The sequence below is a fragment of the Sphingobacterium sp. PCS056 genome, from assembly GCF_023273895.1.
In the GTDB taxonomy this organism is placed as follows: Bacteria; Bacteroidota; Bacteroidia; order Sphingobacteriales; family Sphingobacteriaceae; genus Sphingobacterium.
On the sequence record NZ_CP096883.1, the window covers coordinates 2,592,588 to 2,615,836 of the forward strand.

Annotated in this window: 24 protein-coding genes; 16 read left to right on the forward strand and 8 right to left on the reverse strand. The window is 37.6% G+C overall.

The window, feature by feature from the left end; all coding sequences use genetic code 11:
- Positions 1-365: 365 nt before the first annotated feature.
- Positions 366-545 (forward strand): type II toxin-antitoxin system HicA family toxin, encoded by a 180-nt coding sequence (locus MUB18_RS10765; protein ID WP_248755908.1) that lies wholly within the window; start codon positions 366-368, stop codon positions 543-545.
- Between the two features lie 38 nt (positions 546-583).
- Positions 584-985 carry a type II toxin-antitoxin system HicB family antitoxin gene (locus MUB18_RS10770; protein WP_248755909.1) on the forward strand — a complete coding sequence of 134 codons (402 nt, stop codon included), beginning with the start codon at positions 584-586 and terminating at the stop codon, positions 983-985.
- A gap of 122 nt (positions 986-1,107) precedes the next feature.
- On the opposite strand, the gene MUB18_RS10775 is transcribed toward MUB18_RS10770, so the two are convergent.
- The 3 genes from MUB18_RS10775 to MUB18_RS10785 form a co-directional block, all read right to left on the reverse strand.
- Positions 1,108-2,115, reverse strand: coding sequence for a hypothetical protein (locus MUB18_RS10775; RefSeq protein ID WP_248755910.1), 1,008 nt, complete (start codon positions 2,113-2,115; stop codon positions 1,108-1,110).
- A gap of 532 nt (positions 2,116-2,647) precedes the next feature.
- Positions 2,648-3,175, reverse strand: coding sequence for a hypothetical protein (locus tag MUB18_RS10780; RefSeq protein ID WP_248755911.1), 528 nt, complete (start codon positions 3,173-3,175; stop codon positions 2,648-2,650).
- A gap of 47 nt (positions 3,176-3,222) precedes the next feature.
- The gene (locus MUB18_RS10785) at positions 3,223-3,666 is read right to left on the reverse strand and encodes a hypothetical protein (protein ID WP_248755912.1); all 444 of its coding nucleotides are present in this window, start codon (positions 3,664-3,666) and stop codon (positions 3,223-3,225) included.
- A gap of 88 nt (positions 3,667-3,754) precedes the next feature.
- Here MUB18_RS10785 and MUB18_RS10790 point away from each other — a divergent pair, with 88 nt between their 5' ends.
- From MUB18_RS10790 to MUB18_RS21985, 4 genes are all read left to right on the forward strand, one after another.
- Positions 3,755-4,093: a hypothetical protein gene (locus tag MUB18_RS10790; RefSeq protein WP_248755913.1), complete on the forward strand. Its 339-nt coding sequence runs from the start codon at positions 3,755-3,757 to the stop codon at positions 4,091-4,093.
- Positions 4,094-4,163: 70 nt separating this feature from the next.
- Positions 4,164-4,949 carry a hypothetical protein gene (locus MUB18_RS10795; RefSeq protein ID WP_248755914.1) on the forward strand — a complete coding sequence of 262 codons (786 nt, stop codon included), beginning with the start codon at positions 4,164-4,166 and terminating at the stop codon, positions 4,947-4,949.
- A 301-nt stretch (positions 4,950-5,250) separates the two neighbouring features.
- On the forward strand, positions 5,251-6,636 hold the full coding sequence (locus MUB18_RS10800; protein ID WP_262917526.1) for an ATP-binding protein: 1,386 nt from the start codon (positions 5,251-5,253) through the stop codon (positions 6,634-6,636).
- 394 nt (positions 6,637-7,030) lie between these two features.
- The gene (locus MUB18_RS21985) at positions 7,031-7,195 is read left to right on the forward strand and encodes a heavy metal-binding domain-containing protein (protein ID WP_411028120.1); all 165 of its coding nucleotides are present in this window, start codon (positions 7,031-7,033) and stop codon (positions 7,193-7,195) included.
- 165 nt (positions 7,196-7,360) lie between these two features.
- Here the strand turns inward: MUB18_RS21985 and MUB18_RS10805 are convergent, their stop codons facing one another.
- Both MUB18_RS10805 and MUB18_RS10810 read right to left on the reverse strand, forming a co-directional pair.
- Entirely contained in the window at positions 7,361-8,722 is a 1,362-nt protein-coding gene (locus MUB18_RS10805; RefSeq protein WP_248753055.1) for a HEPN domain-containing protein, read from the reverse strand.
- Positions 8,723-8,845: 123 nt separating this feature from the next.
- Entirely contained in the window at positions 8,846-9,349 is a 504-nt protein-coding gene (locus MUB18_RS10810; RefSeq protein ID WP_248753056.1) for a hypothetical protein, read from the reverse strand.
- Between the two features lie 590 nt (positions 9,350-9,939).
- On the opposite strand from MUB18_RS10810, the gene MUB18_RS10815 reads away from it, so the two are divergent.
- The 3 genes from MUB18_RS10815 to MUB18_RS10825 all read left to right on the forward strand — a co-directional run bounded on the left by MUB18_RS10815 (position 9,940) and on the right by MUB18_RS10825 (position 16,169).
- Complete coding sequence (locus tag MUB18_RS10815; protein WP_248753057.1) at positions 9,940-13,461, forward strand: SusC/RagA family TonB-linked outer membrane protein; 3,522 nt, start codon at positions 9,940-9,942, stop codon at positions 13,459-13,461.
- Between the two features lie 10 nt (positions 13,462-13,471).
- Positions 13,472-14,824 (forward strand): RagB/SusD family nutrient uptake outer membrane protein, encoded by a 1,353-nt coding sequence (locus tag MUB18_RS10820; protein ID WP_248753058.1) that lies wholly within the window; start codon positions 13,472-13,474, stop codon positions 14,822-14,824.
- Between the two features lie 100 nt (positions 14,825-14,924).
- Complete coding sequence (locus tag MUB18_RS10825; protein WP_248753059.1) at positions 14,925-16,169, forward strand: TlpA family protein disulfide reductase; 1,245 nt, start codon at positions 14,925-14,927, stop codon at positions 16,167-16,169.
- Positions 16,170-16,549: 380 nt separating this feature from the next.
- Here the strand turns inward: MUB18_RS10825 and MUB18_RS10830 are convergent, their stop codons facing one another.
- From MUB18_RS10830 to MUB18_RS10840, 3 genes are all read right to left on the reverse strand, one after another.
- A complete protein-coding gene (locus MUB18_RS10830) occupies positions 16,550-16,774 on the reverse strand; it encodes a hypothetical protein (protein WP_248753060.1) in 225 nt (74 codons plus the stop codon).
- A 446-nt stretch (positions 16,775-17,220) separates the two neighbouring features.
- Positions 17,221-17,799 carry a hypothetical protein gene (locus tag MUB18_RS10835; RefSeq protein WP_248753061.1) on the reverse strand — a complete coding sequence of 193 codons (579 nt, stop codon included), beginning with the start codon at positions 17,797-17,799 and terminating at the stop codon, positions 17,221-17,223.
- Positions 17,800-18,022: 223 nt separating this feature from the next.
- On the reverse strand, positions 18,023-18,412 hold the full coding sequence (locus tag MUB18_RS10840) for a hypothetical protein (RefSeq protein ID WP_248753062.1): 390 nt from the start codon (positions 18,410-18,412) through the stop codon (positions 18,023-18,025).
- Positions 18,413-18,692: 280 nt separating this feature from the next.
- Here MUB18_RS10840 and MUB18_RS10845 point away from each other — a divergent pair, with 280 nt between their 5' ends.
- From MUB18_RS10845 to MUB18_RS10875, 7 genes are all read left to right on the forward strand, one after another.
- Positions 18,693-19,985, forward strand: coding sequence for a hypothetical protein (locus tag MUB18_RS10845; RefSeq protein WP_248753063.1), 1,293 nt, complete (start codon positions 18,693-18,695; stop codon positions 19,983-19,985).
- A gap of 178 nt (positions 19,986-20,163) precedes the next feature.
- Complete coding sequence (locus tag MUB18_RS10850; RefSeq protein WP_094772378.1) at positions 20,164-20,478, forward strand: helix-turn-helix domain-containing protein; 315 nt, start codon at positions 20,164-20,166, stop codon at positions 20,476-20,478.
- A gap of 436 nt (positions 20,479-20,914) precedes the next feature.
- Positions 20,915-21,559: a DUF6266 family protein gene (locus MUB18_RS10855; RefSeq protein WP_094772379.1), complete on the forward strand. Its 645-nt coding sequence runs from the start codon at positions 20,915-20,917 to the stop codon at positions 21,557-21,559.
- A 73-nt stretch (positions 21,560-21,632) separates the two neighbouring features.
- A complete protein-coding gene (locus tag MUB18_RS10860) occupies positions 21,633-22,184 on the forward strand; it encodes a DUF6266 family protein (protein ID WP_248753064.1) in 552 nt (183 codons plus the stop codon).
- 22 nt (positions 22,185-22,206) lie between these two features.
- On the forward strand, positions 22,207-22,671 hold the full coding sequence (locus MUB18_RS10865) for a DUF5675 family protein (protein WP_248753065.1): 465 nt from the start codon (positions 22,207-22,209) through the stop codon (positions 22,669-22,671).
- A gap of 153 nt (positions 22,672-22,824) precedes the next feature.
- On the forward strand, positions 22,825-23,049 hold the full coding sequence (locus MUB18_RS10870) for a hypothetical protein (protein WP_094772381.1): 225 nt from the start codon (positions 22,825-22,827) through the stop codon (positions 23,047-23,049).
- Positions 23,036-23,200 (forward strand): hypothetical protein, encoded by a 165-nt coding sequence (locus tag MUB18_RS10875; RefSeq protein ID WP_248753066.1) that lies wholly within the window; start codon positions 23,036-23,038, stop codon positions 23,198-23,200. Before MUB18_RS10870 ends, MUB18_RS10875 begins: the two co-directional genes overlap by 14 nt.
- The last annotated feature ends 49 nt before the right edge of the window (positions 23,201-23,249 follow it).

The window sequence follows — 23,249 nt, forward strand, 5'->3', positions numbered from 1 at the left end:
CCGAGACAGGCACCCGTGTGGAGGAAGCCTGACGTAAGATGGGTATAAGTAAACCTACATTCTACAATTGGAAGAATAAATACGGTTATCTAAGAGTTTCGGAAATCCGAAAAATGCGGTAGCTTGAAGAAGAGAATTCCTAACTGAAAAAGATTTAAGAGATGCCAGTCTTGACAAGATGATGCTTTGATGCAATCTTAGTATAAGATATTGTGTATTAGTCGTTGTTAATATCTCAGTTTAAAATTGAATTTAATATTATTTTCATAATAGTAGTATTTGTACTACCTTTGTGTTGTGGTATTCGAGATGTGTATGGTAGTTTAAGGCATAAATTATCCACTCACATTTAAATCTGTTTCAATATGAAATCAAGTGAATTCCACAAGATTTTGCGAAAAAGTGGCTGGAACCATATCCGCACGAGTGGATGTCACTACATTTATGAGAAGGAGGGTAAAACATACCCAGTTCCCTATCATGGAAGTAAAGAAATTGGAGAAGGTCTTCGCAAGAAAATCATGAAGGATCTGGGGCTTAAATAAGCCCCAGATCCTTCATGAAAACAGAAAGGAGCAAAAATATGAAAACCTTAAAAATTGTTATTGAACGTAGTGAAGATCTGTTTAGTGCATATGCAGAGAATGCAGAAGGCATCTATGGCGGAGGGTATACTGTCGAAGAGGCAAAACAAACCATTTTAGATGCTATTAAAATCATAACTGAAGAGTTTACTTCAGAGAATATACCTTCCATTCTAAAAGGCAAGTACAATATTGTGTATCACTTCGATGCAGAGAGTTTTCTCACCTATTACAAGGGGATCTTTACCAATGCTGCTTTAGAGAAGATTACAGGCATTAATCAGCGTCAGCTGCAACATTACTCCTCTGGCTTAAAAAAGCCTCGACAGCCGCAGCTTAAGAAGATTGAGGATGGGTTACATCGTCTTGCAGCGGAACTACAAGCGGTGGAGTTGGTGTAGAAATGTCATCGATAATTTAATCTATGCTTTTGATTTAGCAAGGTTTTCATCGCTTTTATCAAGAGTGGATTGTTTAAAAATGCTCTTCTTTCCATATCGCTTTGATGGATAATAGTTCATCCTTATTCTTCTGTCAGGAAGCTACGTAGCGTTTCTTTATTTATATTTTTAGATAAACTTCTGATTAATTGTCCTCTGGTATTCAATAATATAAATGCAGGTATTTTCTCAGAACCTAGATAATGAAGTTGAATTTTTTCGCCACGTTTACCTACTGTCATATTGGTTCCCTTATCTTCATTTTGGCTCTGAGAGTTTTCGGTTTTAGTTTTATCGTCAGTGTATAAGGTAACAAACATGAATTTATCGAAAAGTAATTCATTTATTTGCATATCGTTAAATAACGAGACTTCTAGTTTTCTACTATCCACATGCCCCCAACCTGTAAAATAGATCACGACATTTCTATTAATTCTTTCAGCTTCCTTAAGAATTTCGGGAAGCGCCATATAATAATACTTATCTGATAAAATTTCATTTTTACGTTTAGTATTAATTTTGACATTTTCCCGTGCTGTACCCGTAGTTTTTTCGAGTTGTTCGTGCTCAAAATTTTTAAAAAGGCTCCAAGCTTCAAAATATGAGTTATCATTTGATAAATTATCTTTTAGATAGCTATGAAAGCGCTGTACTTCGTTCGAATCCAACGGAATTTGTAAAAGAAGCTCTTGAGCTGATACCCAATCATTGAGGTCAACACTTTTACTTTTAAGGATTTTTGATGCATGGTGTGACCTTCTTAATAAAGGGAATTCGCTAGAATTTTGAAATTCCATCACTATGTTAAAGATATCTTGATAGGTTGTTATTTTGTTACTAGATGCCAAAGGTAGAATTAACGTAGCAAAGAGTGGGGGAGTACTAATTATTTCAAGTGCCATACTGTCGAGTCCACATTCACTTAACTGTGCAAAATCCTTAAAAATGCCTTCTACCTTATTAGGCTCTATATCTTCCAAGCTTAATTTCTTTTTTAATAGCTGTTTGCAATTGACCTGTGCATTTACAAAATGCAGATTAAAAAAGTTTATCAGGATAATAAAGCTGACAATATGGTATATTCTTTTCATTTCTCAAATATAGGATCTATCAAATATATTCATTTGCAACTTCAGTTAAATGGGTTTTTAATGTATTTCATTTACGGTAGCTCAAATGTTATCTTTTTCAATTTTGAAAGTAGTTTTTTTTAGACTGTGTTGTAGATGGTCTAATTTTGAAGGCGAAGCACAATTACTGGGATAAACAAGCTGTAGAGCTTAAAGTTGTAGATGGTCTAATTTTGAAGGCGAAGCACAATTGGATATCAGAACTGGCATTGGAATTCGTAGTTTTAGATGGCCTCATTTTGAAGGTTAATACAATAGCGCGGAAGATTATTTACCATCGGGAACAAACCGATAACTATTGATCCACTCTCTCGCGAAGTGCAATTTTTCATGTTAAATAATTGATATCAAAATGATTTATAAGAATACCAGCTAGAATAGGAGATATTATATAATTGAACGAATGTTTGTGAACATTATCCAGCAGTGACTGATTTCAGTAGAAAAGCGCTTACTGGTTATCCAATAAGCGTTTTTAATCCATATATTTTTTCTATTTTAAGGTCCATTTGAGGAAACTATTCATGACTTCCTTCCAGTGTGGATTATCATAGTCAACTTCTCCCATGTTATTAACTTCAAAAAAATTATGTTCAAAATTCAAGTAACGCTTGTAGGTCAGGTTATGTTTATTTTCACGAATAAAATATAAGGGTACCAAGTCACAAAAATCACTAGCAATATCACTCGTTCCATAAGCCATATATATTGGCTTATTAAAAGAAAGCCAATCATTTAACTGTGGGGTAGAAAATGACTTCCATGGAATAAGACTAGGGTTTGCACTAACCTTTTCAGTATCATGTACTGCCTTATAGAATTGGTATTCCTGTTCAATTTTTTTATCAGCTTGTTGCCAAGTAATAGTTTTATTTTCAGCATCTTTCCTATGTTTTCTAATGTTTTGATCAATTCTTCCAAGGGGATTTGCGCTAAATAGACCAAGTTTAGAAACATATTTATAATTAATAGCAATTTCAGTAGCCACTTTACTTCCTTGAGAATGTCCTGCAACTATCAAGGTTGAATTGTCTACCCACCTTTGTTTCTTTAAAAACTGAAGTACTGTTATTGCTCTATTACGATAATTTTCGAGGTAATCTTTTTTTGAAAAGCAACACTCGGTGTATTGTTATCTGGTGAGTCTCCAATATAAAAATATGATTTACTAATATTAGACTCATCGACAATTAATGGTGTTTGAGGCATTGATATCACTACTAAATGATAGTGTTTTTTTATTTCTTCGTAATCAAAATTAGAAATTCCTCCACCTATCAACCATAGACCATCTTTTTTAAAGTTAATATAAAGAGGGACAGGTTGTGATCCTTGACACCATAAAAATATTGGTTTCTTTTTCTTTAAATCATTATCAACCACTATGAAATCTATGGTGTCTTTTTTTAGTTCCAGTTTAAATGAGGTTGATTCATTATTGATAACTTGTGTTTTTTGAGCAAAGCTGAAATGGCAAAGTAATAAAAATAGAAGTTGAATTTTAAATTTCATTTTAATAAATATATTTGGAGAGCTGCTATTTTGCTAATTTATAAAACTTTCCTTTATTTTTAAAAAATCAATAATTCTGGCGCCATGTATGACCATATTCGACACCGAAGCCCCGGATGATCAATACCTCTACAAAAGCGGTTCCCGATTTGAAACCAGCAAGGATAAAGTAGCTATTGATGAGTTTTGGTTTTTGAATGGAAATTTTATCACATATAAGGGTATCAGGATTGATGCAGGCACTACCATGGATGATATGCAACGTCTGTTTCCGACAGCCGTAAAAGGTAGGTTGGGCATGGACAAAGAAGGAAAACTGTGGGTCATACAGTTGAAAGAGGATGAAAATAGCAGCTCCGACGGGCATATCAAAATGTTTTTTAAGAATGGAAGGGTATATTTTATGCATTGGTGGTTTCCTTGCTAGAACGTGAGGGTGGCACATGAAATAACCGATGGATATTTAAAAGGAACCAGCTATTAAAATTTCAATGCACATGAGAATTAAGTTTTTGAAAAAAATATCCGTAATTGTTTTTCTGTCCATAGTGGTGCTATCCTGTGATCAGAAAGGAACAACAAACCGTGGTGTCCCATCCAAAGCAAGGCAAGTATCTGTCGCAAATGAAGGGCTGGCAGCTCTTAAGTCCAGACCACAAACTATTGAATTGGCAATAGAAAAAATAAGTAGTGCAAAATTCCTTTCTGCAAAACAAAGTGCTAAAGTAAATATCCCTTTGGAGAAGATTACAGATTTAAAGATCGTTCAGGAAAAATTGACAGGAATCGTAGAATTTGAAGATCAGGGAAATTACCTGAGTATAAAAAAAATTAATTTCAGGAATGGTCATTCTGTCCAAAATGAGGTTGACCTCAGTGAATGTGCTTTCGTTTCATACTTTCCTTCCGAGGACGTTTTACTGTTGGAATGCGGTCACACCATGGATGTAAGCTTTGGTCTGTCCACAGGACAGACTACCTATGAGATAGGAAACCTCAACTTTGTGACCATATCACCATCTGGAAAATACAGATTGAACAAGGTATTCGAAGGGCAGGAATGCTACAGCCATTTTATCCAGGTAAGGGAGAATGGTAAATTTAAAAAGATCGCCGAGCTCAATGATTTCTTTGAAAAGAAAACCGGCAAATGGCTTTGCGTAATAGAGCAGGAATTTTGGTCAGACGATTCTACTCTTTATTTTGGGCTGTTGACCGAATATAAAGAAGAAGGAAACGAATATGAATTTTATAGAGTAAATATTATCGAGGGTAGTAATTAACTACAAGAGCATGCGATCATTTAATTTTTATTGGTGTCTGTAGTCCTCATAACGGAAAGCCATTAAGTACACTTGATCTGAAATATGCATAAGAAACAAAATCATCAATTACCGGGACCCATCAGAACCATTAAAGGTTTTGCTAATAAGATGCTCATAAATATGTGTTTATACTTTGTAAAACAAAATAAGTCTGTAAATTAGAAGACTATAATTACTGTAGCCATTTAAAATATATTCATTATGGATAGTGAACAATTAGAATCCCTTATGCAGCAATTACTATCAACAGGTAAAGAGACTGAGTGGCTGGAATTCAAAGAAAACTTTCATTCTAGAGGAAATTGGTGAGAGGATTTCTGCAATTTCTAACGCATCCTCCATTCATGGTAAACAATATGGATATTTGGTTTATGGTGTTAAAGATAAAAGTCATGAGGTAGTGGGCACATCTTTCAATCCTTTAGAAGAACTGGTCGGAAAAGAAGAATTGGAGCATTGGATTGTCCAGAGATTATCTCCTCGTATTGATTTTAGAATATTCGTTTTTGAGTATGAAGGTAAAAATCTAGTAGTTTTTTGCATTCCCGCAACTCAGCATCAACCTGTCAGATTTATGCATAATTCCTATATCAGAATTGGTTCTTATACTAGGAAATTACATGACTTCCCAGAAAAGGAAGCAAAAATATGGAATAGAAATACTTCAGCTTTTGAAAAGGAAATTGCATTGAACGGATTAAATAAGTCTGATATCATTCATTACTTAAGTGCTGAGAGATATTTTGATCTATTAAAGCTTCCTTATCCAACAACAATCGACGGTGTGATCTCTAAATTTATTCAAGAGAGATTTATTATTCAAGACAGGGGCGGTTTTGCGATCACAAAATTAGGAGCATTGTTGTTAGCTAAAGATCTTAATAGTTTTGAGTCAGTTTCTCGTAAATCCGTACGTGTAATAATTTATAAAGGGAAAAATAAAGTAGAAACTGTTAGAGAGCAGATTGGTATAAAGGGGTATGCTTTAGGGTTTGAAGGTTTAGTAGATTGGATAAATGGTCAATTGCCGGCTAATGAGCAAATCGGAAAAGCTCTTCGAGAAGACTCTAGGATGTACCCAGAGATTGTTATAAGAGAATTGGTTGCCAATGCACTGATCCATCAAGATTTAAATGAGAAAGGATTCCCAATGATTGAAATTTTCAGTGATAGGATTGAATTTTCTAATCCAGGTACCCCTGAAATATCACCTGAACGTTTTATTGATTCTTATTACTCCAGAAATGAACTATTAGCAGACATCATGAGAAGAATGGGGTTTTGCGAAGAAAAAGGAAGTGGATTAGATAAAGTATACTATTACAATGAATTATATCAATTGCCACCTTTAGATTTTAACGTTGATGAAAAACGGACAAAAGTTGTTATATTTTCTTATAAAGAATTAAATAAATTGGATAAAAAAGAGAAGATTAGGGCTTGCTATCAACATGCGTGTTTACGGCATGTTTCTAATGACAAACTAACAAACGAATCTCTAAGGGAAAGATTCGGTATTGAAGAGAGAAATTCGGCTATAGCTTCAAGAATTATAAAGGATTGTTTTGTGGAAGGATTGATTAAAGAAGATGACCCGGATAGTAACTCTCGTAAATTTAAAAAATATGTCCCTTTTTGGGCTTAAAGATTTTATGTCGTAGTATCCTTATTTGATGGCTATTTGATAATAAGAATCTTTTTAGATATAACACCTTGTAAATCAGTAACTCTTTATTTGACGGCTATTTGATAATAATAATATTTTTAGATATAACGTACTGTAAATCAAATACAAGTTATTTGATGGTTATTTCATAATCATATTTCGCATTGACTTTGAAACGTTATTATTATTCTTGGATTACAACAGATAAATCAATTTTGATCATAAAAGTAAGATATAAAGCCATTCTGACAAGAATGGCTTTATAGGTTTTATACCCACCTTACGGCTTTCCGTATTTTTTAATCAAACCGATCTTTTATTTTCGGGCTTTTTAAACAGTATTCATCATACACCATGATCGTTACCCGTACCAATACCATCGAGGGGAGAGAAGTCCTGCGTTTATTTTGATCTTATTTCAGCAACAGCTGTTATTGGAGCCAATGCATTTAGTGAAATAGGAGCGAGCTTCGTAGACTTTTTCGGTGGGCGCTCCCGCAATTATGAAAACAAAAACAGTAGCTATCTAAGAGCGTAGTCGAGTCTTTAAAGCAAAATGCATATAGCTTCTAACAGATGCCGTAATAGGCTTCCGCGTCAATATTGATGAGCTCCTGACGTTGAGTTGAATATTGGTTATGCTAAAGAGGAGGGGAAAACAGATCTAACTTCTCAAGAATTGTTTCAAGCTATAACGTGAATATCAAGAATTTTTGACAAAATAATATCTTCTTTGCCAAAATTTTATCATTGATTGATTTAAAAAAGCACGTTCTACTCCAAGATGAGATAAAAGAAAAAATATTAAAGCAATATTTATTTTTATAGTAGCATAAATTATATCATTCTCAAAAATTTGGGACTTTCTAGAATCAGATAAGTGTGTGTGTAAATTTCTAGTATTTTTTATTTTTTTGCAAAATTCTTCATTAAATTCAATATGTTCAAGGAAATCTCCGCCATGAATCTCTATTAAATTATCAAGCCTGTCTTTTAAATTCATTTGGTTCGAGAATGCAATATTATTAGATATAAAAGTATAATCTTCTTTATCTAAAGAGGCTTTAATACGTTTAAATAAAGCTTTAAAATCATCGGCTGGAATTTTTGTTTTATCAAAAAGTATACGGTGATAAGCTTCAAGAGCCTGAGCTAAATTTAAAAATTGATTGGTCGAAAACTGACCTGTGTGGTTCAAATTGTCGTAAACTATAATATAAATATCACGTAGGTCTTCGAATTCTCTAAGATATTTCGATAAAATGATTTCTAATGTTTCAGAAGAGTTATTCAATTCTAATATATTCTCATGAAATCGCAATTGAGATAATTTGTTGTCTAAATCAGTTTTTTGAGAATGAATTTTAAAGTAATTCTGTATAAATACGACGGAATTATAATCATAAGTGATAATTTTTTGGTTAAATAGGATACTGAAAAATACTTCTATTTTTTCACAAATACTCATTAAGTTTTGAAGGGGCATTTTTTTTATAACTACAACTTCTACTGCAACGTCTTTAGAAATTGTTTGACTTAATCCTTCTAATTTTGTATTGACAAAATGTGACCATTTAAAACTCACAGATATATTGTCGTCAATTTGGATTTTTTTATCTTTAGGTAATTTACTGCTTATTTGCACTGAATTATCATCGCGCTGAAAATTTACTTTTCCAGTATTTAAATAATTACTTAGTCCAGAAATCTTAAAACTGATTTTTCGACAAGAAATGGTATTTATAGATGAAAAATTACAGCCTTCTAGAAGATGCTTAAATGTAAAAGTTAGTATGTAAATTCCACTTGAAAGTATTTTTTTAGCCAAAAATGGGTTTAGAATTGTATATTTTTTTCCATTATTAAGTATACCCGATATAATTTTTATGGGTTGTTTCAGTGCTAATTCTCTTTGATCTATTATTTTATTAAATGTCTTACTCGATATAGTAATTGTCCCTCCAGATTGATAAGTGAAATGAATATGTCCAGCAAAATTCGTTTTTGAAATTTCTTTAAATATTGCATTACAGGTTCCTTCGATCTTAAAATTTTTGTCAATCATAACTTTGATGGATAAATAATGGTTATTTGAATATAATAATTGGAGAACGAGTGAAAAGTTTTAACTTTTTACAGATGATTAAAATTGTGATCATCAGATTCTTTGATCGAAATGTAGAAAATTCTATAATTTGACTGAAAGATAATAGTTTTTAGTACCAATTCTTATACTTTCTAAAGAATTTTGTTTTACAATGGGACGTAAAATATCTGTTAAATCTTTATTTGTGAGATTAAGTTTAAAGTATAATTCTTGTTGATTAAGCTTTTCAATGATCTCTTTAATCGACTTTTTTGTATCGAAAAAATTAGAATTAATTAAACTATCCACACCGAATTTGATATGTTTAACTCGTTCAAGTTCTGCTTGTAAATTTTTCTTAGGTAACGGTTGGTCTGTCGCAATATCCGGATAAAATTTACGAGGTGATATCCCGACATCAAGAGCAATTGCATTTATTTGATCGTGCGTATACATTTCAGGTCTATTAGGATTCTCTATGTGACCAATATAACCTTCTGTCACATCTAACAACATTGCAAAATACGATTGTGGTTTGTTAAGGTTGTTTCTAATCTGGATAATGTTTTTTACAATTTCAAGTTCATATTGTGATTTCTTCGACATAGCAAAATAATTTTTTGCAATGTCTATAGTTATTACTATATTTGTCTATAGTAATAACTATATAAATTTAATTATGTATGATTAAAAAGTAAATAAACTGTATTTTCACTTTCTATTCCATTTGGAAAAATAGGAGGTGTTTACTTGTAAGATCTCGTTCGAGCAATGTGGTAATTGATTAGGACACGAGTAGTAAGTAGACACCTCGGTGCAATGATATTTATTATTGGGCCGAGGTCTTACTGATTGTGTCTGGTAGTTTTGCTACCCCCGATTACCACCGGGAGCTCGAACTTTCAGTAGCCTCGGCCTAATTAATATTTGACTTTGAGGCTCTACCAAATTAGAGCTATGTATCAAAAAAAACAAATCACCAAAAACATTATCAAGCCAGCAGATTAAAATCTGTTGCGCAAAGTCAATATGCTGACTATCCATTCAAAATGCAATCACGAAGACCAAATATAACCTTGATGATAACAGTATAATTGCATTTTTCAAATCTTATTTTTTAACTATTGAATGGTTGAGCAGGGAGCTTATGGCGTAAGTTTTAGCACTCGCTTTACCTTCAATGTAATCTTAAAAAAATGCAAAAAACTTGCAATAGGGAGAGCTATGCACTATCCCGAAGGAAAAGTACTGTCCTAAGTCGAGCGTTATTTTTTGGTCTTCCATCTAAAACTGACCAAAAAATAAACACATTGAAAAGTTCTATACTAAAAATTGGAAACCTCAGGAAGGATTCTTCTCAACAAGAGAATCATCAACCTCCGGTTTCAGCGCTAAAAGCATCTTGGAACCAAGTAGTACTATGCTATTTGCTTTCTCCAATGTTACATGCCTTTAATCTGATCTTCTGCTTATTAAAGGCACTTAAAGTGATTGCGATACCATGCATCATGGTTATCGCAGTGTTTCATAGTTTATGTTTATATGCTCAGACACCCCGCAAGGACAGCGGGGTGAACGGGCAGCACGAATTATTAGGACGTGTGGTGTCCTCCATGGATGGCAAAGCGCTACAGGGTGTTTCCGTGCTTGTGGATGCCGAATACAAAAAGGTATCGACTAAAGATGATGGTACATTTCGGTTGACCATAACGGCTAATAAAGGGAAAGTCAAGTTTACCCACGTTGGCTATAAAACTGCTGAAGTTGATTATGCTGTAGGCATAACACTCAATGTGGCCATGATTCCTTCGGAAAATCAACTGGATGAAGTAGAAGTGGTCAATACAGGCTATCAAAATATCCCTAAAGAACGATCGGCAGGTAGTTTTGAATTTGTGGATAACAAATTACTAAATCGTAAAGTATCACTTGATTTTATCAGCCGTCTGGAGGATGTGGTACCGAGCATTTCTTCCACGAAAACATACGACGAGAATAGGGGTGTTTTCCCTAATTTCAATGTGCGTGGACAGAGCTCGATCCGCTCCAATGTCTGGCCATTGATCGTTGTGGACGGATTTCCATATCATGGTAATTTTAATAATATCAACCCCAATGATATCGAAAATATATCCATCTTAAAAGATGCTTCGGCTTCTTCGATCTGGGGATCACAGTCAGGGAACGGGGTGGTCGTCATTACGACCAAGAAAGGCAAGCTAAATGAAAGCCTTAAAGTTTCGTTTAATGGAAACCTGACTTTTGAAAACAAACCCAATCTGTATTATTTTCCGCAGATGAATACCTCAGACTATATCGACGTTGAAATGTCTCTGTATGAAAAAGGATATTACAATAGCCGTATGTCTGATATCACTTATGCAGTAACGCCAGTGGTGCAGTTATTAAAAGATAACCGGGATGGCAAAATATCGGAACAGCAGCTGAATAGCAGTATAGATAGACTTCGTGGTATCGACATGCGGGATGATTTTCTGAAATATATCTATCGAAAAGCAGTCAAACAGCAGTACAACGTACAGCTGTCGGCAGGATCTGCAAAGCTCTCAAATATCTTTTCCATAGGCTATGATAAGCAGCTTAAAGATGTGGTCACATCGTCGGCAGACCGATTTACATTTAGAAGTCAATCTAATTTTAAACCAACACAACGTTTGGAATTCAATCTCAGTACCCAGTTTTCCAGTTACAACACCGGAGAATCTCTGGATCCTGTTCTGTACAACCAATTAGGGAAAGGTTCTGGAAATTTCCCTTATATGGAAATGGCCGATGAATTTGGAAATCCTTTGATCGTGGAAGCTACTGCTATGAATCGCGAATTTCGGGATACCGTGGCACAGGGGCGGTTATTAGATTGGAGCTATAGACCACTGGCCGAATTATATGAATCGTCTATAAAAACGGATAATCGGGAAAATATGCTCGGCTTGCAGACTAAATATACGGTAATGAAAGGTCTTAATCTTTCTTTATTATATAATTTTAGGGCTGCTGATGGGAAAACTAGCGAACAGCGCGATCAAGGAAGTATTGAGCAGCGTTCAGCAAACAATTATTTTGCTGTTTGGGATGACAATACTGTCAAATGGAACTATCCGCTAGGAGGGCGATTACTTGTTTTTAATCAACGAAATAATGCGCATCAGGGTCGTTTCCAGATCGACTATCAAGGTACATGGGGCATAGATCATAGTCTCAATCTACTGGCAGGTACGGAGATCAGACAGCAGAAGGAACTACTCTATACATCGCAATTTTTTGGTTATGATTCAAAAACGCATGCTTTTCAACCCGTAGATCTGGTTAATGATCTTCCTTACCTGAATGGCCGTTTTGGAGTACGTAGGATCTCCGACTACAGCAAGTTTGCGGAGATTACCAATCGCTTTACTTCTTTTTTTGCCAATGTAGGTTATACCTATAAAAAAAGATACATCATCAATGCCAGTGCTCGCAAGGATGCTTCCAATCTTTTTGGTGTGAATACCAATGATAAGGGACAGCCATTTTGGTCTATCGGAGGCGCATGGATCGCATCGGAAGAGGGATTTATGAAAGACGGTCCCTTTGAATACTTGAAATTCAGGGCTACTTACGGTAAAAATGGTAATGTCAACAATACCACTTCTGCCTATGCCATCATGCAAAAATCCAATCAAACAAATTTCCTAACCGGACTCCCTTATGCCAGCATGCGAAGTCCTGAAAATCCTTATCTCAGATGGGAATCTGTCGGCATGTTCAATGTTGGTATGGATTTTCGCACAAAAGGAGGCAGGTTTGGTGGAGCGGTAGAATACTATATCAAAACACCAAAGGATCTGATCCTAGAATCGCAGGTAGATCCGACAACGGGATTTGCAGTGCTGGTACAGAACAGTGCCGATCTGAAGGGAAAGGGAGTGGATATTTCCCTGAACTCGAAAAATATACAAAGCTCAACCTTTGAATGGAATACCGATCTGGTATTTGCCTATAGCCGAACAAAAGTGACGAAGTCCTATCTGGATGCCCCATTTGGTAAGGTTTATCGCACAGGTGCATATTCCGCCCGCAATACACCTATCGTTGGTTCAGATTTGACAGGTGTGGTGACCTATAAGTGGGCTGGACTTGACCCTCTGACTGGAAAACCGAGGGGGTATATTGATGGTGAACTGTCGACAGATTATACGAATATTGTAAACAGTACCCCGTTGACAGACATGGATATAGCAGGTTCTGCTTTACCGCTTTACTTCGGTTCGCTGCGCAATACGTTTCGCTATAAAAATATAGACTTTTCATTTAATATCAGTTACCAATTGGGGCATAAGTTTGTCCGCAAATCTATTCATTACTCCAATCTGGTCACAGGTGGAGTAGGACACAGTGACTATGCACTGCGCTGGCAGAATCCTGGAGATGAAGTGAAAACCGATGTGCCGGTCTTTACCTATCCGGCCAATAAGAACGAGTCTGATTTTTACAATTATTCGTCAGCACTGGTAGAGCCTGCAGGGCAGATCAAACTGCGCGATATACAGGTTGGATATAGTCTTAAGAACAGATACTTGAAAGATTTGAGGATCTATGCCTATGCGGCCAATATCATGACCTTATGGCGCGAAAATAAGTGGGGATTGGATCCTGAATTTGGAAATAATCCGCCCGATCCTTTTGCAGGTTCCCTAGGTATCAGTTTTAACTTTTAGATCGATTGTTATGAAATATTATATTATTTTTTTGTTGTCCATAGGTCTGACCTCTTGTTCTAAGTTTTTGGAACTCAAGCCTGACCAAAATATGGAGATTCCGAGTACGCTCGCGGATTGCGAATTGCTTTTGAATGATTTTACCGCGATGAATATGTCGTACCCTGTTATGACCACGCTAATGGGTGAAGAATTCTATATGCATACCGAAGATTGGCAGACCATAGTTGATATGGATGAACGAATGGGCTATATCTGGACGGACGAACCTGTGGTTGGAAGTTTAAACTGGCAGGGACCTTATAAAACCATATATGTGTCCAATCAGATCTTTGCCATATACAATAAGCTCTCTCAGCAGGATAAGTTTTCGGAGCAAGGTAAGCAGATATTGGGCAATGCACATTTCTTTAGAGCATTTGCCTATCAGCAGCTTCTGGAGCTCTATACGCTTCCTTATGACCCTGCTACGGCATCGAACGAATTGGGTTTGCCACTCAAGTTAACACCTGATGTCGTTCCTGCAGAGGGTAGAGCAAGTCTAGCGGTTACTTATGATCAGGTGGTACAGGATTATAAACAGGCGATCAGTCTGTTAAACCCCACATCGATAGCTAAAAGTAGACCTACGAAAGGAGCGGCGCACGCAGGGTTGAGCCGTTTATATCTGGATATGCGCGATTATGAAAATGCTTATCTCTATGCTGACTCTGCATGGAATATGCAACCGACATTGATCGACTACAATACCCTCGATCTCTATGATGAAATGGCTATCCCTAAAAATAATCAGGAGATCTATTTTACAGCATTGACCGGTAATTCCGGATCGATAGGTCCATTCTACAATCGGATAAATCCGGATCTGATCGATCTCTACGAATCCAATGATCTGCGGATGTCCATCTACTTTCAAAACAATTACTTTGATCCCGGTACCTATGGCTACAAAACCAATTATGATCAAAGTTACATCGGTACTTTTATTGGTTTGACTACCAGTGAAATGCTGCTGATCCGTTCAGAAGCAGCGGCACGTACCGGTAAATCGGCGATCGCATTATCAGACATTAACTTGCTTCGCAAGCATCGCTTTGCTCCAGAGGATTATCAAGAAGTACAATGGGGTAATGCTATTTTACTGCAGGAGATTTTAAAAGAAAGAAGAAGAGAACTGGTGTTTCGAGGAAGACGTTGGGCAGATGTCAAACGGCTCAATCAGGATGCTGCGACTCAGCGTACCTTGACAAGAACGGTTGACGGCGAGTCCTATCAATTGGTACCTGGCAGTCTAAAATTTGCGGCACTGATCCCGCTGATCGTGACACAATTGAATCCTACGATCCAACAAAATAGAAGATAATACGAAGGAGTCTCCAAGTCTAGATTGGGTGCCATAAGTATCCACTAGACTTGAAGATTTCAATATTAAAAAATTAATAATATTACAGATGAAAAGCTACATGATTATCATATACATATTACTCGGCATCATGCCCTTATATGCTCAACAAAACAAAAAAGTGGACCTGTCCAAACGACTTACCATAGGATCGACAGTTCCTGATATGCCTGTTATGGATATATTAAATTTTCCGTCCAGTACCATAGATCTGGACGATTATAAGGATAAGGTTTTGATCCTTGATTTTTGGGATACCTATTGCAGTACCTGTATTGAGTTGATGCCCCATGTCAAAGAAGTACAGAAAACAGTAGGGGACAAAGCGCAGATCATTACGGTGACCTGGCAGTCTAAGGAAGTCATTGATCAATTTTTTAAAGGTAATAAATACCTGAAGGAGCATCAGGCCTATTTACCTACAATCATTGCAGATTCTTTGCTCAAAAGTTATTTTCCTCATCAAGGGGTACCGCATACAGTCTTTATTTATAAAGGTAAAGTTAAAGCCATCACGTATTTTGATTATATCAAACCGGAGTATATTGAGAAACTGATCGCTGAAGACAGATTGGATATTCCGGTGAAAGATGACTTTAGTACGAAAGACGTGATTCCAGATCAGGAAAACTTAAATTTAAAAGGAAAAGTATTGATCACCGGATATCAGGATGGGTTGGAGTTTAAAGGTGGGCTACCGATCGAGCAAGATTCGGTAACAGGTCTGTTTGTGACCAGCATGATCAATACCGGAATTCTGGATGCATTCACTCGGTTACATGCTATAATCAGTCCCAAGTACTTCCTTTGGATCCCCGGAAGGATGGAATGGTATGTCAAAGATCAGAATGACTATCAATATAAACCGAATTCTATAGGTCCTAGAATATGGGACACGAAAAATGCCATCTGCTATCAACGTTTTAGTCAGGATACTGTATCCAAGGAAGAGATGGCTAAGTTGGTTATGCAAGATCTGGTTTCATTTTTAGGAGTAAGCGTAACGATCGAGAAAAAGGAAAAAGAAGTTGTCGTGATCAGAAAAACGACGAAATCGAGAGTAGGTATTGCAAAACCGGAGAGTAACCGTCGGGTTGAAGGAATGGAAAATCTTGCCTTTTTAATGGATTACAGTAAAATGTATCCACCAACATTAGATGAATCTGGATTTACCGAAATCATTGATGTCCCTGATTTTTCTTCATTAGAAAAACTTAATCAACAAATACTTTATTATGGCTTGGAAGCTGTATTGGCAAAAAGGGTTATTGATGTGATGGTAATAAGAGAATTAAACAAAAATTAAAAATGTCCACCTGACATCAAAAGTTTAGATAGGAGAGAATTCATAAAAGGCGTCTACGGACGCCTTTTATGTTCTTCTGGGTGACATTTAAGGATTGGTTGTCAATTCACCATTGTTTTTTATTCTGAGTGCAGTAATTCTTTCGTTTCTTACTGCTGTAATCATGGATTATTATTTGAGTATGCACTTTTTTTTTCGATCGCACAGACTTGATTAAGACTGTATATTGTGGTGCATTATTGTCATTTGTATCTCTCGGATAACTTTCCGGAACAAAATCAAACCAGGCCATAATTATTTGTTTTAAGATTAGTAAAATTAAACTTTGCTAAAAAAGGGCGCCTTTGGAGCGCCCTCTACCATAAGGCTTGTGACCTTATTTACGGATTTGTTCTCAATTGAACATTTGTACTACTGGAGTTTGTGTTTAACGCAGTAATCATTTCATTTCGCAGTGGAGTTGTAATGATCGGTTTATTACTTGCGTCAGGACTTGTCTGAATAGCACAAATATGATTAGAACCTAGACATGAAGGTCCACCTACAGCATTGTAATCATTAGGATCTGTAGCATCCCCATTGGCAACTAATTGGAACCAGGCCATAATAGATGATTTTAATTGTAAAAAAATGTTTATATTACTTATGTTTATAATCGAACATCATATGTTTTCATTGATGGCCACATAAGAGCTTCCATACGTTGGAGGCTTTTATTATTAAAGTGGACTTTCATTTCTTGCCCCGGCCACCGGGGAATGTCGCAAATTTGCGACGGTATACTTTGATACCTAAGTTGTTTATACTTATGTTTTTCATGGTAGTACTTTATTCGTTTATTTATCAAGCATTATCTTATTTAAGATGCTTACTGTAAAATTAGATCCCTTCTTCTTCAGCTTCATATAGCAATGCTATAGATTGCATTTTTTTCGTATTTGTCAGACTATATTGCTCTTGATCTTCGACAGCTCCTATTATTTTTTTGATACTTGCTTTTCGCAAAAATATAATCCTTCGGTACGCTCTGATAATAGCAATGCGATATACTTTAGCTCTTTCCAAGATGATAGCGTAAAGATTTATAATAATCACGATCACAGGAAATGTTTAAAAAGGAACGACGTTCTTTGATGGTAAGTAAAGGCATAATATGAGGCATCTTGATAGAAAGCTCATGTACCCGATGTAAGGGGGGGAGCTTCAGAACATGTACAACGTCCTGCAGTCTATTGAGCCTGTGCTGCTTCAGGATATGGAATATCGTACTCAGCTCAGGGTACTGTTTGAGTGCGTGTTTGAAATGGCTATTGCTGATCTCATATAAAATAGTGGGTTGCAAAAATTTGATAGCGACGGATGTTGCCTGATCACTATAGGGGTGATTGCTACCCGTAAAATATTCGTTCTTCCCATTGATGCGTTCGATGCGAATGAATGTGTCTGCTTCGAGCACTTCTTTGGCGACTACACCATCAATTATAAAGCACCAGGTCGACATCGGAATACCAGCGATCTTGTAGTAACTTCCTTTTTTATAAAAATGGAGCTTTCCATGTTCTTTGATATAAGTTTTTGCTGATGCGCTGAGCTGATGGTATCTACTGAAAAAATCTTGCATTCTTTCCATAATTTAAGGTCGTATGTTTAGTAAGTTGGAGTAATCAGATCGACTTCTATAGACAGCTGTTTTATTTAAGCTAAATTTTGGCGTGGTTCTTTTCATTGAGTTTTATTTAGGTTTATAAAAGACTCGAGGTTTACTTAGAGGTTATATATAGGAGTATTTGAAATACACAAGGGGCTGGGGATCTCGCTGCCAGCCCTCAAGGAGATTTGTGGATTTTAATGGATCAACTGTAGTGGATGCGGATCATTAATGGCGTCACGATCATAGTTGCTGAAGAGGTTTCTAATGGGGTTTGCCACTTATCCATTCCATGCACAACGATACTTTTTTTGTCGGGCACTTCGTCATCCTCTTTGTCGTCTTTACTAAAAACGACCATGACGCCTGCAGCATAACTGTTGGCGATGGCGTAAGCTAACTCTTGCTTAAAGATGAGATCCATGGACTGCAGCTGAACGAGTTGAGTGGTCGTGAAGCTAAAAAACTTATTGATCCAGCTATCAAAATCGCTTCGGATTTCAGTCAATTCAATCTGTAATAGTTCAGGAGACCTTCCAAGGACAATGGCTTGCATACTATTGACACCCTCTTGGTCAAAGTTTAACGTGTTCATGATTTACTGTTTATTGGTGAATTCCAAATTTGGCAAATCTATCTTTTTGAGAAAAGAGATGGTGGCCAGTAATAGGCTAAGGCATAATAAGAAGAGTCGTTAAACTGATTTTTCTAGTTTAAGGGTATCTAGAAAGTACCTTTAAACTTTAAAAGTACCGGCAAAATACCTCTTTAAAGCTTGTTTTTTGAGTTTTTAGACCAATCTGCAGTTTTGTTTTATAATGAAATATTGTTAATTTGCATTTCAACCTAATTAATTATTACTTTTTTCTATACGAATGATCCACCTATTTGAAAATCGCTTTTTAAATATAAATGCCTTATCTGGACATTTTAGGGCATATTATTTTTATTATCTGATGTTTGTTTTGTTACCCTTACTGTATAATAAGATTACCTATAATTATACCTGGACAGACTTATCGGTTTTCTCTTATAGATTTGCATCTCTTTTTCTGCTTACGATGTTTGTGGTTGTTTTTATAACGGCTATTTCGCTTGTTATCCAGCTGCTGTTCACTTATGACCATGATAAACAAAATATCCTCTGGAAGAAAAGAAGTGCTCGGATTCTGTTTTATGTGCTGCCAACAGGACTTGGGCTATGCATTTTGATCGTATTTAAATATATGTGGTATGATGGGGAGCAGATGTACGTGATCTTGTGGGAGCATGCTAAATCCCGGTTTTTGTTGTATCTGGTGATGATGATCGCTTTCTCGATCTGGTTGGACACAGATCCAAAGCGCAATTTGTTTATTACTTATTTTCAGCATGAATACCCTGCAACAGCAGCTGAAGAGCAAAAATCTTCTGCTATTGACCTTATTAATCGTCCCATCGAGGAGCAGCGGGATGCTCAGCTGGATACTGTTATTGAAAAATTTTCTCAAGTGGTCGAAGATAAGCTGACATCCGTACTGGACCATAAGTGGGAAGATCGAAATGAAGAACAAAGGAGCCTGGTCAAGAAGGCACTAATCGAGTTTGTAACTGATCATCAAGTGCAGCAAGATAAAGATGAGCAGATAGTAAGTCATCTTCCGCTGAAAGACATCGTTAAGGAGGCGATCGAGGAATGGCAAAGTGAGCGCGATGATCTGCCTGATGAGGTATTGCTCGAAAATCTGTACGCCAGTTTGTATGCAAAGAGTCCGACCAAACTTATGCCCTCTTTTAATGAGCTGGGAGCTGTGGTATTATTCCATATTTTTGCTATTGAGTCGCACACAAAGCATGCTGTTGTGATCTTGACTGATGGAACCCGGATTGACTCGCCTAAAATTTTAGAGACATTGAAAAATCTTGGTCTCTTAATCTGGTTGGTGAAAGTTAATAAAGATCATTATATCAATATGATGCATGTCTGTTTTATGGATTATAAAAATGGTCAGTTTGTCAAGATTCAGAGCCAGACGATGCAAGCATTAAGTACAAACCTAACGAAGAGTGAAGTATTAAAGATGTGTACTTTAGGAAGTAAAGTGAAGAATAAATATATAGAGGAGTTTTTGAAATCGAGATTTGAACTGCGTTATAGAGGTTGGAATACCTGTGTACCGTTGAATTAAAGTCCTATATTTCCAATTATAAACTAGACCGATTGAGCTGATCAATAGGCCTTCATGGTGCTATATCAGTCAGGATCTCGGCGGTAGGTCGCCCTTATCTTACCTACATATGTTTTTTTATCAAAACACGGCTTCCACTCAGGAGTCAGGCCACTGCTTTGGATCCAATGCAACCTCTATGGCTCAAGCAGTATCCTATCATTTTACAACACAATCCACCTCATCAGACTCCGATCTGCATACCAAAGTGGATCGGATGCTCAGGCTGCTTGAAGGACGGCAGCAGGACGAAGGGAGCAAGCTCGTCGGCACCATGAGCACGCAGGAGGCTGCGGATTTTGTTGCCATTTCCAAACGCACTTTTGAACGTAAAGTACAGCAGGGCCTGATCAGTCCGATCGCTAAGCATAAGAAGAAGAATCAATTTTCAAAGCAGGCTGTCCTCGAGTTTTTTATCGCTTATCGGGGCTATCAGCCCGCGCAATTGCCTTAGGCAGATCAAGCTGAGATCGGTACTTGCTTTTAACCTTGTTCGTACCTGCTTTTAACCTTGTTTTAAGGTATCCCATAGGTGCACCGTCCCTGCAAAGTCCCTGGACCGTCCTTTTCCCGGTACAGGGACGGTATAGGAGCGGTGCAAAGACGGTGTATAGAGGCCTTTGGTTAAAACGAGGTGCGTAGCTGGTAGCCTCTTGGCTAGGAAGAGGTGTTGTTTTTCTCGGTCTGAGCATCAGGATTTTTAGAACCTGTTTAATACTAAACCGACAAACACCGACAATATGTTACCGGTACACCGACATACACCGACAAGATCATTTTGGCTCTTGACAAGCCCTATGTCCAGGTGCTATGTTTGTCATCGTAAAGCAGAATATACCGGTATGCATGAAGCCTTTACGTATGGTCAAATCTTTTAAAAAATTAGAAAAATGGGAACAATTAGACAAGGTGCCAATGGGAGTTTTCGAGGTAAAGCCGGCAGCGTGATAGGTTCAAGCTGGAAGGGTATCGACTACATCAAAGGGCTGCCCAAAAAGCGGACAAAAGGAGCTACAGAAGAGCAGCTTATCGTGCAGGCACGATTTTATGTGATGTCAAAATTCTTGATGCCCATAGCCCCAATCTTGCGCCTGGGTTTTGGTCAGGTCAATGCCAATCGGATGACGCCGACCAATGCGGCCCTGCAGCAGAATATCAGTCAGGCAGTGGTGGGCTCTTATCCAAATTTTGAACTGGACTACAGTAAGATCATGATCAGTTCGGGCTCCTATATCGGTGGCGGTGCGATGGCCGTATCGGCATCGCTTGGGGTACTTTCGGTAGACTGGGATTTTTCGCTCAACAGCCTATATGATTCCAAGGCAGATGATCAGGTCATTATCTTACTTTATCAGCCCAAGGCGGATGAATTTATGACGACCCCTACGCCGGCCACACGTGCCAATGGAACCATCGATATTACGGTACCACCGCATCTGCTGGGGTCAAAGGGGCATGTATGGATCTTCTTTGCCGACCGTAAAGGGACCAAGGTATCCAGAAGTACCTATCTGGGAGAAGTGGACTTACTGTAAACTGTTGTACAGCATGTCGAATCGGGAGAAGCGTCGGGCTTCTCCCGATTTCGATATGATAAACCAATCGAATATGTTGATGATATCCAATAAAGAAAAAACGCAGGAGCAGCCCAACAAGGCCAAATCGACCCAGCTTGGATTTAAGTTGGTCCGCTATTTCCTCAATCCGCTCAATCTGTTGATCCAGATTGGCTTTGCGACCCGTAAGAAAGGAAAAACAGCACTTGGCAGGGCCATGTCGCATCATTTACGCAATGCGGTCACCGGAGAGTATCCGGATATGAAGATCGATCCGGCCAAAGCAAAAATAAGTGAAGGAACCCTAGCTCCGTTGCTGTCCCCTCAAGCCGAACGTGTGGGCGACTGTATGACGGTGAAGTGGGCATTACCAAATCAATTTATCGCAGACCATAGCCACTGGGACGATCAAGTGATCCTGTGTGTCTATGATATCGAGGCCGGAAATGCAGCGGTCAATGAGCAGCAGGTGATCAGAAAAGATGCCTATATGAAGCTGCAGTTGCCTTCTGTCTTACGGGATAGACCCGTGCACCTGTACCTGATGCTGCACGATCGGGATAAACGGATGGTCTCCAACAGTCTGTATCTGGGTAGTTTTTAATGCAATTCTAAACAAAAATCGTATGCTGCTACAAGTCATCCGTATCAAACAGGGGAAGGACAGTACCCTGTCTGAAATCTATCTGAACCATCGGTTTATCTGCTATGGTCTGGAGGATATCCCCCGTGAGCAGAAGATCCCGGGGAGTACTTGTATCCCTTTGGGTACCTATACATTGGGCTTCAACCGAGATGGGGGTATGAATGGTAACTACTATGACCGCTATCCTCAGATGCATCGGGGTATGATCGAGATCCAGGATATCCCTGGTTTTAGTTATGTCTACATCCACATCGGCAATACGCATAAGCAAACTGCGGGCTGCCTGCTCGTGGGCACAAAGTATGTGTTTGAAAAAGGTGACTATCGCTTGGAACAGTCCGTTACGGCTTACAAAAAATTGTATCCCTTACTGGTGGAGCTTATGATGAAAGGGGAGGTTGTTATGGAAGTAACGAAGTTAAGTAGTGACGGAGTAACAAAGTAACTAGTGACGCAGTGATCGAGTGATGGAGTTCAGTGTAAAGTAGTTACGGAGTAAATAGTAACGTAGTGATGGAGTAACGAAGTAATCAGTAACATAGTGAAGCAGTATGATTTTCTAACCTACTAACTATTTAACCTTTTAACTTTTATACAAATGAAAAAAATAATCAATAAAATTGGCCAGATCTTGCAAGTGATCCTGCTAGCGCCGATCAAATTACCGGGCAAGGCACTGCATATCATCAAATATATCGCGCTGGGTCTTGGTATAGTAGAGACGGTGCTGGATGATCCGGACAAAAAAGGAGAGGAGGAGCCTCCGCCGGATGAGTCTATCGTGCAGCAGAAAGAAAAGGAGGTGCCCGATGAAATGGAATGATATCCGATTGGGTGCGATGGGTGGCACGCTCTGCTCAATCTGGGCTTCATTCTCTTTTGGCGATCTTGCGCAAACAGTATTGATGGCTGCAGTAGGTACGGTGGTCAGTTTTGTGACGAGTAGGCTATTGGGAAATATCAAGCGTAAATAATCCAATAAATAGGCTTATCTGTCATCGGATAAGCCTATTTAAAATACGC

What these genes read in the sequence shown, in the direction of transcription:
- MUB18_RS10835 (WP_248753061.1), bottom strand. Translation starts at nt 17,799, where the DNA reads ATGGAAAGAATGCAAGATTTTTTCAGTAGATACCATCAGCTCAGCGCA.
- MUB18_RS10765 (WP_248755908.1), top strand. Translation starts at nt 366, where the DNA reads ATGAAATCAAGTGAATTCCACAAGATTTTGCGAAAAAGTGGCTGGAAC.
- MUB18_RS10815 (WP_248753057.1), top strand. Translation starts at nt 9,940, where the DNA reads ATGCAAAAAACTTGCAATAGGGAGAGCTATGCACTATCCCGAAGGAAA.
- MUB18_RS10790 (WP_248755913.1), top strand. Translation starts at nt 3,755, where the DNA reads ATGACCATATTCGACACCGAAGCCCCGGATGATCAATACCTCTACAAA.
- MUB18_RS10860 (WP_248753064.1), top strand. Translation starts at nt 21,633, where the DNA reads ATGTTGATGATATCCAATAAAGAAAAAACGCAGGAGCAGCCCAACAAG.
- MUB18_RS10875 (WP_248753066.1), top strand. Translation starts at nt 23,036, where the DNA reads ATGAAATGGAATGATATCCGATTGGGTGCGATGGGTGGCACGCTCTGC.
- MUB18_RS10825 (WP_248753059.1), top strand. Translation starts at nt 14,925, where the DNA reads ATGATTATCATATACATATTACTCGGCATCATGCCCTTATATGCTCAA.
- MUB18_RS10845 (WP_248753063.1), top strand. Translation starts at nt 18,693, where the DNA reads ATGATCCACCTATTTGAAAATCGCTTTTTAAATATAAATGCCTTATCT.
- MUB18_RS10775 (WP_248755910.1), bottom strand. Translation starts at nt 2,115, where the DNA reads ATGAAAAGAATATACCATATTGTCAGCTTTATTATCCTGATAAACTTT.
- MUB18_RS10830 (WP_248753060.1), bottom strand. Translation starts at nt 16,774, where the DNA reads ATGGCCTGGTTCCAATTAGTTGCCAATGGGGATGCTACAGATCCTAAT.
- MUB18_RS10840 (WP_248753062.1), bottom strand. Translation starts at nt 18,412, where the DNA reads ATGAACACGTTAAACTTTGACCAAGAGGGTGTCAATAGTATGCAAGCC.
- MUB18_RS10855 (WP_094772379.1), top strand. Translation starts at nt 20,915, where the DNA reads ATGGGAACAATTAGACAAGGTGCCAATGGGAGTTTTCGAGGTAAAGCC.
- MUB18_RS10870 (WP_094772381.1), top strand. Translation starts at nt 22,825, where the DNA reads ATGAAAAAAATAATCAATAAAATTGGCCAGATCTTGCAAGTGATCCTG.
- MUB18_RS10785 (WP_248755912.1), bottom strand. Translation starts at nt 3,666, where the DNA reads ATGAAATTTAAAATTCAACTTCTATTTTTATTACTTTGCCATTTCAGC.
- MUB18_RS10795 (WP_248755914.1), top strand. Translation starts at nt 4,164, where the DNA reads ATGAGAATTAAGTTTTTGAAAAAAATATCCGTAATTGTTTTTCTGTCC.
- MUB18_RS10805 (WP_248753055.1), bottom strand. Translation starts at nt 8,722, where the DNA reads ATGATTGACAAAAATTTTAAGATCGAAGGAACCTGTAATGCAATATTT.
- MUB18_RS10770 (WP_248755909.1), top strand. Translation starts at nt 584, where the DNA reads ATGAAAACCTTAAAAATTGTTATTGAACGTAGTGAAGATCTGTTTAGT.
- MUB18_RS10820 (WP_248753058.1), top strand. Translation starts at nt 13,472, where the DNA reads ATGAAATATTATATTATTTTTTTGTTGTCCATAGGTCTGACCTCTTGT.
- MUB18_RS10810 (WP_248753056.1), bottom strand. Translation starts at nt 9,349, where the DNA reads ATGTCGAAGAAATCACAATATGAACTTGAAATTGTAAAAAACATTATC.
- MUB18_RS10850 (WP_094772378.1), top strand. Translation starts at nt 20,164, where the DNA reads ATGGCTCAAGCAGTATCCTATCATTTTACAACACAATCCACCTCATCA.
- MUB18_RS10865 (WP_248753065.1), top strand. Translation starts at nt 22,207, where the DNA reads ATGCTGCTACAAGTCATCCGTATCAAACAGGGGAAGGACAGTACCCTG.